Source organism: Pseudomonas sp. UMAB-40 (assembly GCF_900095275.1).
Lineage (GTDB): Bacteria > Pseudomonadota > Gammaproteobacteria > Pseudomonadales > Pseudomonadaceae > Aquipseudomonas > Aquipseudomonas mandelii_B.
The window spans coordinates 388,718-401,934 of record NZ_LT607551.1; the positions used below are offsets into that span (position 1 = coordinate 388,718).

Consider the following 13,217-nt stretch of genomic DNA (forward strand, 5'->3'; position numbering starts at 1 on the left):
CTTGCCAGCGATGGCGGCCCGAAAGCCGGCTGGATAACGTCGATCCAGCGTAATTTTTTCAGATAGACCGCGTTATCGTTCATCGTCGGAACGCCGCCCGGAGCAAGCTCGCTCCCACAGTGGGCCGCGTCCGGCTGGACAATTCGGTCACCTGTGGGAGCGAGCTTGCTCGCGATAGCGTCAGTTCAGGCGCCTGTAATCCCGAGGATATCCCCGATCCCCCCGACTCCCTGTAAACTCCGCCTTCTTTACCCGACGCACAGGGAGTTCAAATGTCTGGTTCGATCCTTTATATCCACGGTTTCAACAGCGCGCCTTCGTCAAAAAAGGCCACGCAGTTGATGCAAGTGATGGACCGGCTGGGTTTGAGCGATCAGTTGCGCGTCCCGGCCCTGCATCACCACCCGCGTGAGGCCATCGGTCAGCTGAACAAGGCGATTGAAGCGCTGGGGCGGCCACTGCTGGTCGGCAGCTCACTCGGCGGCTACTATGCGACTCACTTGGCCGAGCGCCATGGCCTCAAGGCTCTGTTGATCAACCCTGCCGTCAGTCCGCACCGGATGTTCGACGGGTATCTGGGGACGCAGAAAAACCTGTATACCGATGAGGCCTGGGAATTGACCCACGACCATGTGACGGCCCTGGCCGAGCTGGAAGTGCCGGCGCCCCAGGATCCGCAGCGGTATCAGGTGTGGTTGCAGACCGGCGACGAAACGCTGGACTATCGCCTCGCCCAGCAGTATTACCGCGCCTGTGCCTTGCGCATCCAGGCCGGCGGCGACCATAGTTTCCAGGGTTTTGCCGCGCAACTGCCGGCAATGCTGAGTTTTGCCGGTATCGGCGCAGATTTGTATCAGGCGATCGATTTCACTGCACTGTGAGTCGTCGCCTCTTTTTCACAGAACACTTTTTACAGGCGGACGACGAGACCCCATGGCCACTCCCAGCGCTAGCTCTTATAACGCAGACGCCATCGAAGTCCTCTCGGGCCTCGACCCGGTGCGCAAACGCCCCGGCATGTACACCGACACCAGTCGGCCGAACCACCTCGCCCAGGAAGTCATCGACAACAGCGTCGACGAAGCCTTGGCCGGGCACGCGACCTCGGTGCAGGTCATCCTGCACGCCGATCACTCCCTGGAAGTCAGCGATGACGGCCGCGGCATGCCGGTGGATATTCACGCCGAAGAAGGCGTGTCGGGCGTCGAGCTGATCCTCACCAAGCTTCATGCGGGTGGCAAGTTTTCCAACAAGAACTATCAGTTCTCCGGCGGTCTGCACGGGGTGGGTATTTCGGTGGTCAACGCCTTGTCGAACGAAGTCCGGGTGCGCGTGAAGCGTGACGGCAACGAATACCAGATGACGTTCGCCGACGGTTACAAGAAAACCGAGCTGGAAGTGATCGGCACCGTTGGCAAGCGCAACACCGGCACCAGCGTGTTCTTCGCCCCGGACCCGAAGTACTTCGATTCACCGAAATTCTCCATCAGCCGCCTCAAGCACGTGCTCAAGGCCAAGGCCGTTCTGTGCCCGGGGCTGCTGGTCAGTTTTGAAGACAAGGCCACCGGCGAGAAAGTCGAATGGCATTACGAAGACGGCCTGCGCTCCTATCTGGTCGACGCTGTCAGCGAATTCGAACGCCTGCCGGACGAGCCGTTCTGCGGCAGCCTGGCCGGTAACAAGGAAGCGGTCGATTGGGCGCTGCTGTGGTTGCCGGAAGGTGGCGACAGCTTGCAGGAAAGCTACGTCAACCTGATTCCGACGGCGCAGGGCGGTACCCACGTCAACGGGCTGCGTCAGGGCTTGCTCGATGCGATGCGCGAGTTCTGCGAATTCCGCAGCCTGCTGCCGCGCGGTGTGAAGCTGGCGCCGGAAGACGTCTGGGAACGCATCGCTTTCGTGCTGTCGATGAAAATGCAGGAACCGCAATTCTCCGGCCAGACCAAGGAGCGTTTGTCCTCCCGTGAAGCGGCGGCGTTCGTGTCCGGTGTGGTCAAGGATGCATTCAGCCTGTGGCTCAACGCCCACCCGGAAACCGGCATGCTGTTGGCGGAACTGGCGATCAACAACGCCGGTCGTCGTCTCAAGGCCAGCAAGAAGGTCGAGCGCAAGCGCATCACCGCCGGTCCGGCACTGCCGGGCAAGCTTGCCGACTGCGCCGGGCAGGACCCGATGCGTTCCGAACTGTTTCTGGTGGAAGGTGATTCCGCCGGCGGTTCGGCCAAACAAGCGCGGGACAAAGAATTCCAGGCAATCCTGCCGTTGCGCGGCAAGATTCTGAACACCTGGGAAGTCGACGGCAGCGAAGTGCTGGCCAGTCAGGAAGTGCACAACATCGCCGTGGCCATTGGTGTCGATCCGGGCTCGGCGGACATCGCCCAGCTGCGTTACGGCAAGATCTGCATCCTCGCCGACGCCGACTCCGACGGCTTGCACATCGCCACCTTGCTTTGCGCCTTGTTCGTCCAGCATTTCCGTCCGTTGGTGGATGCCGGTCACGTTTATGTCGCGATGCCGCCGCTGTACCGCATCGACTTGGGCAAAGAGATTTACTACGCCCTGGACGAAGCCGAGCGCGATGGCATTCTCGATCGCCTGGTGGCCGAGAAGAAACGCGGTAAGCCACAGGTCACCCGATTCAAAGGCCTGGGTGAAATGAACCCGCCGCAGCTGCGCGAAACCACCATGGACCCGAACACTCGGCGTCTGGTGCAGTTGACGCTGGACGATTTCGAAGCGACTTCGGAAATGATGGACATGTTGCTGGCGAAAAAACGCGCCGGTGACCGTAAATCCTGGCTGGAATCCAAAGGCAACCTCGCCGAGGTTCTTGGCTGATGCGGGTTGGCTTTGCCCTGGCGTGTGCGTTACTTCTGACCTCCGTTTCGGCGTTTGCCGAACCGGCACCGGAGTTGCGCCTGTTGTCCGAGCATCCCGTCGACGGTATGCGCGGCGGCAATCTGTCGGGGCTGGCCCAGTGCGGCAAAGACTTGTGGACGGTCTCCGATCGCGACGATGACCAGATCTACCGTCTCGATACCCGCGACACGGTCTGGCAGGCCGAAACCGTGGCCATCGGCGTGCCTCCAGTGCCGGACAGCGGTTTGCCCTGGGGGTTGCGTTCGCGGGCCTGGGTCGCGGCGTTTGTTCGGGGCGGGGACCTGGATTTTGAAGGCATTACCTGCGACAGCGCCGGTAATCGCTACATCGTCAGCGAGTCCCATGCAGCGATCCTGCAAGTACCGCCCGTTGGGCCGTCGTCCTGGCTCAAGATCTCGCCGATGCTGGTTCGCGAAGCCCGGGCCAGCGGCATGCTGTTGCAGTTCAATGCGCTGTTCGAGGGCCTGGCGATCAATCCGGCGGGCGATCAATTGTGGCTCGCCGCCGAGCGTCAAAGCCGTGGCTTGTTGCTGATCAAGCGCAAACAGACGGTGTGGGATTGCGACGGTGGTTGCGTACTGCTGAGCGAAGCGGGGAAAGAAATGCAGCCGGCACAGTTTCCACGAGCCAAAGCCGTGACTCGGGACTTTGCCGATGTATCGCTGTTCAACGGCAAGCTGTTTACCCTTGAACGCAACGCTTACCAGATCTGCCGCCGCGATCCGGTGACGGCTAAGGTCGAGCGCTGCTGGTCGTTTGCCGATGAAGCCTTGCAGGAACACCGCCGCTATCAAAATCCGTTTGGTCTGACTGAAGCGTTGATTGTCGACGCCGAGGGGGCCTGGGTTGGCACCGACAACAACAACGATGTTCGCGCCGATGGCGAGGTTCGCCCGGTCGTCTGGCGCTTCGCCGCGCCTGAAGGTGGTTGGAGTGCCAAGCCGTGAGCCAGCAAACGCCGGGAAAGCGCGCCGGCCGGGTGTTCATGGTGCTGGCCTGGTGCGCGGCGCTGTTTCTGGCGACGCGGTTTTTCGGCCAGTGGGAGGATCGGCAGCAAAATCCCAATGTGGTCGTCACCTCGGAGCAGGGCGAAGGTTTTATTGAAGTGAAGCTGGCCAGCAACACCCAGGGACACTTCGTCGCCAGCGGCCAGATCAATGGTCAGCCGGTGGATTTCATGCTCGATACCGGGGCAACCGATGTGGCAATCCCGGCGCAAATGGCCGAAGGGCTGAAACTGGAACAAGGCTTCGGGGTGACCCTGAGCACCGCCAACGGTCGTACCGAGGGTTATCGAACCCGCGTCGACCGGCTGCAACTGGGCGACATTGTGCTGCGTGATGTGCGCGCCATCGTCGTGCCAGGCCTGGATGGCAAGCAAGTGCTGCTCGGTATGAGTGCGCTGAACAAACTTGAATTTACCCAGCGCGGTGGCACCATGCTGCTGCGCCAGACAACGAACCGATGAGGCCCGCATGAGCGACTCCCTTGATCTCAGCCTGGACGGTGTAGAACGCCGGTCACTGGCTGACTTCACCGAAAATGCCTACCTCAACTACTCCATGTACGTGATCATGGACCGTGCCTTGCCGCATATCGGCGACGGCCTGAAACCGGTACAGCGGCGCATCATCTATGCGATGAGCGAGTTGGGGCTGGACGCCGATTCCAAGCACAAGAAATCGGCGCGTACCGTCGGTGACGTGCTCGGTAAATTCCACCCGCACGGCGATTCGGCCTGCTACGAAGCCATGGTCCTGATGGCCCAGCCGTTCAGCTACCGCTACACGCTGGTCGACGGCCAGGGTAACTGGGGTGCGCCGGATGATCCCAAGTCCTTCGCCGCCATGCGTTACACCGAGGCGCGGCTGTCGCGTTATTCCGAAGTGCTGCTCAGCGAGCTGGGCCAGGGCACGGCGGACTGGGGCCCGAACTTCGACGGTACACTCGACGAGCCGCTGGTGTTGCCGGCACGTTTGCCGAACATCTTGCTCAACGGTACCACCGGCATCGCCGTGGGCATGGCCACCGACGTACCGCCGCACAACCTGCGCGAAGTCGCGACAGCCTGCGTGCGCTTGCTCGATGAACCCAAAGCCACGGTCGAACAGCTTTGCGAGCACATCCAGGGCCCGGATTACCCGACCGAAGCGGAAATCATCACGCCCCGCGCCGATCTGCTGAAAATGTACGAGACCGGCAAGGGTTCGGTGCGCATGCGCGCCGTGTACCACATCGAAGACGGCGACATCATCGTCACCGCGTTGCCGCATCAGGTCTCGGGCGCCAAGGTGCTGGAGCAGATCGCAGCCATGATGCAGACCAAACCGTCCAAGGCCCCGCAGATCGCAGACCTGCGCGATGAATCCGACCACGAGAACCCATGCCGGATCGTGATCATTCCGGGCGCGCGGAAAAACTTTGACCACGATGCACTGATGCAACACCTGTTCGCCAGCACCGAGCTGGAGTCGAGCTACCGGGTCAACATCAACATCATCGGCCTGGACGGCAAGCCGCAGCTGAAGAACCTGCGCGCGCTGCTGGTGGAATGGCTGGAATTCCGCGTTCAAACCGTGCGTCGTCGCCTTCAGTTCCGCCTCGACAAGGTCGAGCGTCGCCTGCACCTGTTGGACGGTTTGTTGATTGCCTACCTCAACCTGGATGAAGTGATTCACATCATCCGCACCGAGGAGCACCCGAAGGCCGCGCTGATCGCACGGTTCGCCCTGAGCGAAATCCAGGCCGACTACATCCTCGACACCCGTTTGCGTCAGTTGGCGCGACTGGAAGAGATGAAGCTGCGGGCCGAGCAGGATGAATTGCTCAAGGAACAAGCCAAGCTGCAAGCCCTGCTGAGCAGCGAAGCCAAGTTGAAAAAGCTGGTGCGTACCGAACTGATCAAGGACGCCGAAACCTACGGCGACGACCGTCGTTCGCCCATCGTCGAGCGCACCGAAGCCAAGGCCCTGACCGAGCACGATCTGCTGCCGAACGAGAAAGTGACTGTCGTGCTGTCGGAAAAAGGCTGGGTGCGTTCTGCCAAAGGCCACGAGATCGACGCCACCGGGCTTTCCTACAAGGCCGGGGATGGTTTCAAGGCGTTGGCGCCGGGTCGCTCCAACCAGTTTGCGGTGTTTATCGACTCCACCGGTCGCAGTTATTCGGTGGCCGCCCACACGCTGCCATCGGCCCGTGGCCAGGGCGAGCCGTTGACCGGCCGTCTGACGCCGCCGCCAGGGGCGAGTTTCGAGTGCGTGCTGATGCCGGAAGACGATTCGCTGTACGTGATCGCCTCCGACGCCGGATACGGCTTCGTGGTCAAGGGTGAAGACCTGCAAGCCAAGAACAAGGCTGGCAAGGCGTTGTTGAGCTTGCCGAACAATTCGAAGGTCATTCTTCCGCGCCCGGTGACGGATCGCGAGAACAATTGGCTAGCGTCGGTGACCACCGAAGGTCGCCTGCTGATCTTCAAGATCAGTGATCTGCCACAATTAGGTAAGGGCAAAGGCAACAAGATCATCGGGATCAACGGTGAGCGTGTGGCCAGCCGCGAAGAATATGTCACGGACATCGCCGTACTGCCGGATGGCGCCACGTTGGTGTTGCAGGCCGGAAAACGTACGTTGTCGCTGAAAGCGGACGACCTCGAACACTACAAAGGTGAGCGTGGGCGTCGTGGTAACAAACTGCCACGTGGCTTCCAGCGGGTCGATGCGCTGCTCGTCGAAAACCTCAATTAAGCGTCCTAGAGCGCTCGATCTACGATTTAACGCGTAGATCGACGCTTTGCCGCTGGAGTCGGAACGCATATTCACGGATGATATGGCCTTTCAAGCGCCGGCGTGGCCGAGCGTTCTTCATATTTATTGAGTATTTTCACTGTGGTTAGCCTTGTGGCAACCACCTGGATGGGACGATGACTGCTCTGCGCCTTCCTTTTATTTTGATGCTCGCTGGCGTTCTTGGCCTGGCGGGTTGCAGCGTTCACCAACCGGTGTCGCTGTATCAGCTGGACAGCGGAAGTCCGGCTCAGCCTGCGCAAAGCGCGGGCATGGCGGTTCTGCTGGGCCCGGTAACGGTTGCGGATTACCTGCAACGCGAAACCCTGTTGCAGCGACAGCCCGATGGTAGCCTGCAAGCGTCTCCTGACGGTCGTTGGGCGGGAAGCCTGTCTTCCGACATCGATCAGCTGCTGCTGCGTCAGGTAGCGGGTCATCTGGACAGCCAACGCGTGGTGCTGGCGCCTGCGACATTGGGCTTCACACCGGACGTTCAGGTGCTGCTGACGATTACTCGCCTGGACTCGGGCGAATCGCAACCGGCGATCCTGGATGCGCAATGGCGTCTGATTGACCGTCGTGGCCAGGTTCGCGATAACCGCATCATTCACCTGCAGGAACAGCACGCAGGCGGCACAGCGGCTCAGGTTCAGGCTCAGGGCGTATTGCTGCAGCGTCTGGCCGAGCAGTTGTCGGTGGCGCTCAAGCCACTGGCTAACCAGCCACCCATTGCCGAAGCACCAAAAAAGCCTGCTCCGAAGCCCGTGGCTCCCGCAGCAGAGCAAGAGAAACAGCCGAAGATCCCGATGGCTTCGCCGATCCGCACCGATATGGAAGTGTTCAGGTTCTAAGCCTGGATTGATTCAACACAAAGCCCGCCGCGATGCGGGCTTTGTTGTTTCTGGAGGTTGGAGATCTCCGCTGCCTGTTCTGGCCTCATCGCGAGCAAGCTCGCTCCCACAAGGACCCTCTGGTGTTCACAAAGAATATGTCCACTAAGGAACCCTGTGGGAGCGAGCTTGCTCGCGATGAGGCCAGAACAGGCAACAAAAAGCCCGCAGACAATCACTCATCTGCGGGCTTCTTTTATAGCGGGGGTTAGGATCTACGCCCGACGCTCATGCATCCGCGCCAGTTGCCGTTCCAGCATCGACGGATAAGGCTCCATCAACCGCTCCACACAGCATGCACCCTCAGGGCTGGCAATCGGGCGGATCCGTGCACGCTGACGGATCAGCGCGTCGTCACTGATCTTGCGCTCCACCAGCAGCAGGTTGCGGCTGTGTTGCGACAAGGCCAGGGCATCCTGAGCGGCTTCGGTCAGCAGCAGGTCGATCTGGCTCAGACCGTATAGCTCATCACCCAGCGTCAGGCCCAGCTGCAATTGCAGGGTGATGCCGCTGTCCGCCACTTCGATCTGCAACTGATGGCCCAAGGCTCGCAGCAACTCACCGCAGCAGATCGCGTTCGTCAGGTAATCGTCGCCGCTGTCTTCGGTGTGGAACAGCATCAGCGTGCTGCCATCGTTCAGGGTGTGCAGTTCGCTCTGATAGAGCGAAGCCGCCTGATCGAGGCAATCGCGATAGCGTTTCAGCAGTTCTTCCAGGCGTGTGCGAGGCAGACGACGCAGTTGATCTTGAGCGCCCAGTTGCACGGCCAGTACGGCGCTGTGCTGTGGTACGTTCGAAATCACCGGTTTAGCGATCGGTTTAGGCGCAGCGTCGGCCGATTCATCACGCAAGTCAGCAAACGCATCGTCGTCATCGTCGTCTTCAACGGTGCTGACACTGCGCCGTGGCGCAGGCTTGAGGCCGGCCACAGGCTTGCTTTCGTCGAAACTCGGATCCCGCAGGTTGCGCACTTCGAAGGACGGCTCGTTATCGTCGGCGTCTTCGTAGTCGCTGTCGTCGTATTCCGGCTCAGGCACAGCTTCCGGTTCGGCCGGCTCCGGCGCGAAGTTGGCGTGCAGCTGACGGGCCAGGTCGCCGATCTCGTCCTGGCGCTCGGTGGCCGGGGTGTATTCGTCGATATTGCGCAGCCACACGCGCAGTTGCAGCAGCGGCGTGGAAATGTGCCGGCCCAGGCGCAGGCTCAAGGCCAGGGACAGGGCCAGCAGAATCGCACTCAAAATGCCCATGCTTTGCAGGCTGATGGTCATCGGCTGCTGGAACTGATCCATGTCCAGGCTGATGCGCAGCTGGCCGGCGGTCACGTCCTGGAACGTGATCTTGCTCTGGTACATGCCCTCGGCTTCGCCCAGCAGGCTGTGCTTTGGACGCTGACCGGCTTCGGCGAGGATGCGGTTATCCACGCTGTAGATGGCGGCGTGGGCCACCAGCTTGTTTTTGGTCAGGTTATTGAGCAGCACGTTGAGGCTGAGGATGTCGTTGGACACCAACAGCTCCGTGGCGGAGGTGGCGGTCTGCGTGGTCAGGCTTTCGCCCAGCGCATCGGCCTGCTCATGCATGGCCTGCTTGAACTGCAAACCCATCACGCAGGCGTAGATCACCAGGGCCAGAGCGACCAGGATCACGTTATGGCTGGCGATGCGCAATGCAATCGGTACACGGCGGTGGCGCAGTGCACGGAAGATCAGCAGAAAGAAGTTATCGGTTTTTACTGGCGTGGGCCGGTTCACTTGAGCTCGGCTCTTTTGTCCGTGAAGTTGACGCGCAGTATAGCGACAGGCCCTAGACCGGCAAAGCGCTCACGGTGCCCGATGGTCACTGAAAGTGGGTAGAATGCGGTTTTTTTCCACTTGCGGGGGTGCGCCTTGCGCGAAATCGTCCTGATAAACATCACGGGAGTCGACCGACCGGGTCTGACTGCGGCCATTACCGGCGTTCTGGCCCAGGGTGGTGTGAACATTCTCGACATCGGTCAGGCGGTGATCCACGACACCCTGTCGTTCGGCATCCTGGTTGAAATTCCTGATACCGAGCAAGGCAAGTCGGTGCTCAAGGACATCCTGTTCAAGGGTTACGAGCTCGACCAGCAGGTGCGTTTCACTCCGGTGTCCGAAGAGGATTACCAGCAGTGGGTCGGCAATCAGGGCAAAAAGCGCCACATCGTGACGCTGTTGACCCGCAAAGTGACCGCCGGGCAATTGCAGGCCGTGAGCTCGATCACCGCCAAATATGGCCTGAACATCGATCACATCGATCGTTTGTCCGGGCGCATGCCGCTGGACACCCCGGCCGACAAGGGCAAGGGCTGCATCGAGTTTTCCGTGCGCGGCGAAGCGGCTGATCCGCAGGCGCTGCGAGCTGAATTCCTCAGCGTCGCCCAGGAACTGAACGTCGACATCGCCTTCCAGGAAGATTCGCTGTTCCGCCGTAACCGTCGCCTGGCGGTGTTTGACATGGACTCGACGCTGATCGAAGCCGAAGTCATCGACGAACTGGCCAAGGCAGCGGGCGTGGGTGACCAGGTGTCTGAAATCACCGAGCGAGCGATGGCCGGTGAACTGGATTTTCGCGCGAGCTTCAAGGAGCGCCTGGCCTTGCTCAAGGGGCTGGACGTCAGCGTGCTGGACTCGATCGGCGCTTCGCTGCGTCTGACTGAAGGCGCCGAAACCCTGTTTGCCGAACTCAAGCGCCTGGGCTACAAGACCGCGATTCTGTCCGGCGGCTTTACCTACTTCGCCAAGCAATTGCAGGCCAAGTTGGGCATCGACTATGTATTTGCCAACGAGCTGGAAGTGGTCGACGGCAAGGTTACCGGCGTGGCGGTCGAGCCGATTGTCGATGCGCAGCGCAAGGCGGATCTGCTGAAGGAGCTGGCGCACAAGGAAGGTTTGCGCCTGGAGCAGACCATTGCGGTCGGCGACGGTGCCAACGATTTGCCGATGCTGGCAATTGCCGGCCTGGGCGTGGCGTTCCGGGCCAAACCGCTGGTGAAGCAGTCGGCAAAGCAGGCAATTTCCACCCTTGGGCTGGATGGTGTGCTGTATCTGCTGGGTTTTCGGGATCGCGACGGACAGCTCTGAGTTTCCTCAGGGCTGAAAGGCTCTTGTGGCGAGGGAGCTTGTCGGATCGCCGCACCGTCCCGCTGGGCTGCGAAGCGGCCCCAAAAAAGGACTGCTACGCAGTCCATACGGGAGCAAGCTCCCTCGCCACAGGTATTGGAATCACCCTCAAAGCGATTTCCACAACGAATCAAAATCCTCCTCGACGCCGCTCCCCGCGGCGTTGTCGTTCTTGGTCGCCTCCAGCGAACGATAGGCAAACTGATTGAAGCTGTTGGTGCTCGCCACCCGCCGATCAAGCCCGGCGCGGCGTTCCTGGCCGTTGGTGTTGATCAGCACTTTGCTGCCTTCCTGAAAGGGCAGGCGCGGGGCGAGCAACGTGGCGGGCAGGTCGATGGCGCTGATTTCCGGCAACAACAGGCCACGCAGATATTGACTGTGGTCGTCCCGCGTTCGCACCAGTTGCAACCCGCAAGGCTCGGCGTAGGGCGCGACCTGCTCGATCCCCATCTGCGTCCCGCCGCCCCGCACCTGACGAATCCAGCGCACCACCGCAATACTCCAGCCCTGATTGGCAGAATCCTGAATGCCGACCATCTCGCCAGCCTGTAACTCGGCGGGCACCGCGTTGGGCCACGCCAGGCAATAACCGCCGGGACTGTGGTTGATGACCGGCAGGGCGTAGGTCGGAAAGTGCCGATTGCTATCGGCCGCTTCCTGGCTGTCGTCGTTCTGAAGGTGCGGGTATTCAATTTCTTCGTAGGGCAGCAGGGTATCGGCGCTGCCATGGGGGGCGGCGTCGAACGCCTGGTGCCATTGGTCCTTTCCCTGGTTCGTCGGGGACGCTGCCGAGAACTGCGCGAGTCGGGTGCCGGGGTTTTTCAGAATATCGCTGAACGAACGTTCCCCGCCCAGGTAGAAGTGCAATGCGCTCATGCCCACGCACAAGGTCAAGGTGCCTTGGCCGACTGTGCGTTGAAAACTGCGCTCAGCCGCTTGACCCCAGGCGGCGTGCAGGTGTTGCAGCGTATCCAGGCTGAGCCCGGTCGGCACGGGCAGCGGCGGCGTGCCGTCATTGCCTTGCAGATGTGCTTCGATGGCGGCGACCAGGGGCTGCGGATCAATCCCCAGCAAACCGGCCTGCTGCTCGGCCCTGAACTTCGAACGATAGCGCGGCCCGGTATCGAGGTCCGGCGCGACGGCAAACAAGCCGTCTACGGGTTGGCCGGATTGCAACTTTATCCATTGGCTCCAGGGCTCCAGTACCTCGGCGAGCCGGGCGATCTGGCTCTGGCGCAGTTGATTGCAGCGTGAGGCGCCTAGCAGCAGGGCGGTCACGTAAGTCTCTTCGATGCTCAGGGTTTTGGTCTGGCTGGCCAGTTCATCGCGCAGGCTCAGGTGCTGAAGTTTGAGTGCGCAGGCGATCCGATACAGCTGATGCAGCTCCAGCCACAGGCCTTCCGGTACCGGGCAATAGAGTTGAGTCGAGCGAATCAGCGGCCCGTTCAGGCAATGAATCGCCCGCTGCAACGCTTGGGTCAGCAGCGATGCTCGATCCTTGCTGAAGCGCGGGGTGATGCGCACGACAATCTGTTTGTAACCAATCGCCAAGTGACTTTGCAGGGCCTGGCAGAGGTTGGCGATCTTGCGCGAACGCTCGTCGAGCACAATCGCCTGGTGCAGGAAATGCCGTTCCAGGTGTTTGCAGACGTAATACACCTCGGGTCGCAACAGTTCGAGCAGTTGCAGGCGATTGTCGCTGGGGGTGAGCAGTTGGTTGAGTTCGCTCAAGCCTTGATAGAGCAGGCGAGCGGTTTCACCGATGTTGGCTTTGGGCAGGTTGGCGATCCAGCGCTTGAGGTCGCGTGGTGTCGGTTCACAGAACGACAGGCGCAACTGCGTCGGGATCGGGGCGCGTAGCAGCAGGTGAGGGCTGGTTTCATTCATGCCGTAGAAAAACTCCAACCGGGAAATGGGCAGTGAATGATCTGACTGTAGCAGTTACAGATGTCGACCGTTTGTCTGTCAGTCGAGTGCCGCCCGGGCGTACTACTAATCTGACACACGTGCGACTGGATACGCACGGTCGTGCGGCCTGCTGCCTACGCAGGGCAGGTCTCTTGTAACTTCAAGGAGATGAGGTTCATGTCTAGATACGTAGTGGCAAATCAATGGGGCGGTAGTTCGGCACCCTGGCATCCGGGAGGAGACTGGACGTTAGGTGCGAGGGACAACCAGAACGTGGTCGCGATCGAAATCAAATCGGGCGATGGCGGGAAGAGCTTCACCGGCACCATGACTTACGCGGGTGAAGGTCCCATTGGCTTCAAGGCTCAGCGCACGGGCCAGAACCAGTACAACGTGGAAAATCAGTGGGGCGGCAACGACGCTCCATGGCATCCGGGTAGCAAGTGGGTCATCGGCGGCCGTGATAATCAGAACGTTGTGGCGTTGAGCGTCACCTCCAATGATGGAGGGAAAAACCTCAGTGGCACCAATACCTACGCCAACGAAGGGCCGATCGGCTTTCGTGGACAGATAGAGTAACGGCGCTACCGAAATGTCCGCCCCTTCGAAAACGTTCGACG

Annotated in this window: 10 protein-coding genes; 8 read left to right on the forward strand and 2 right to left on the reverse strand. The window is 60.7% G+C overall.

Going from position 1 to position 13,217, the window contains the following annotated elements; all coding sequences use genetic code 11:
* The first annotated feature begins 272 nt into the window (after positions 1-272).
* The 6 genes from K0F88_RS01750 to K0F88_RS01775 all read left to right on the forward strand — a co-directional run bounded on the left by K0F88_RS01750 (position 273) and on the right by K0F88_RS01775 (position 7,513).
* Positions 273-881, forward strand: coding sequence for a YqiA/YcfP family alpha/beta fold hydrolase (locus tag K0F88_RS01750; protein WP_219093571.1), 609 nt, complete (start codon positions 273-275; stop codon positions 879-881).
* A gap of 52 nt (positions 882-933) precedes the next feature.
* Positions 934-2,838: a DNA topoisomerase IV subunit B gene (gene parE, locus K0F88_RS01755; RefSeq protein WP_219093574.1), complete on the forward strand. Its 1,905-nt coding sequence runs from the start codon at positions 934-936 to the stop codon at positions 2,836-2,838.
* Positions 2,838-3,827: an esterase-like activity of phytase family protein gene (locus K0F88_RS01760; protein WP_094469432.1), complete on the forward strand. Its 990-nt coding sequence runs from the start codon at positions 2,838-2,840 to the stop codon at positions 3,825-3,827. The genes parE and K0F88_RS01760 overlap by 1 nt, the downstream gene beginning before the upstream one ends.
* Positions 3,824-4,348, forward strand: a complete 525-nt coding sequence (locus tag K0F88_RS01765) for a TIGR02281 family clan AA aspartic protease (RefSeq protein ID WP_219093577.1) — start codon at positions 3,824-3,826, stop codon at positions 4,346-4,348. Before K0F88_RS01760 ends, K0F88_RS01765 begins: the two co-directional genes overlap by 4 nt.
* A gap of 7 nt (positions 4,349-4,355) precedes the next feature.
* A complete protein-coding gene (gene parC, locus K0F88_RS01770; RefSeq protein WP_219093580.1) occupies positions 4,356-6,623 on the forward strand; it encodes a DNA topoisomerase IV subunit A in 2,268 nt (755 codons plus the stop codon).
* A 176-nt stretch (positions 6,624-6,799) separates the two neighbouring features.
* Complete coding sequence (locus K0F88_RS01775) at positions 6,800-7,513, forward strand: membrane integrity-associated transporter subunit PqiC (protein ID WP_219093583.1); 714 nt, start codon at positions 6,800-6,802, stop codon at positions 7,511-7,513.
* Positions 7,514-7,767: 254 nt separating this feature from the next.
* Here K0F88_RS01775 and K0F88_RS01780 read toward each other — a convergent pair whose 3' ends face one another.
* On the reverse strand, positions 7,768-9,300 hold the full coding sequence (locus K0F88_RS01780; protein ID WP_219093586.1) for an AhpA/YtjB family protein: 1,533 nt from the start codon (positions 9,298-9,300) through the stop codon (positions 7,768-7,770).
* A 135-nt stretch (positions 9,301-9,435) separates the two neighbouring features.
* Between K0F88_RS01780 and serB the strand changes: the two genes are divergently transcribed.
* Positions 9,436-10,650, forward strand: a complete 1,215-nt coding sequence (gene serB / locus K0F88_RS01785; RefSeq protein WP_054053330.1) for a phosphoserine phosphatase SerB — start codon at positions 9,436-9,438, stop codon at positions 10,648-10,650.
* A gap of 147 nt (positions 10,651-10,797) precedes the next feature.
* On the opposite strand, the gene K0F88_RS01790 is transcribed toward serB, so the two are convergent.
* Positions 10,798-12,576, reverse strand: a complete 1,779-nt coding sequence (locus tag K0F88_RS01790) for a molecular chaperone (protein WP_094469426.1) — start codon at positions 12,574-12,576, stop codon at positions 10,798-10,800.
* Between the two features lie 198 nt (positions 12,577-12,774).
* Here K0F88_RS01790 and K0F88_RS01795 point away from each other — a divergent pair, with 198 nt between their 5' ends.
* Positions 12,775-13,176, forward strand: a complete 402-nt coding sequence (locus K0F88_RS01795; RefSeq protein WP_219093588.1) for a lectin OAA — start codon at positions 12,775-12,777, stop codon at positions 13,174-13,176.
* The last annotated feature ends 41 nt before the right edge of the window (positions 13,177-13,217 follow it).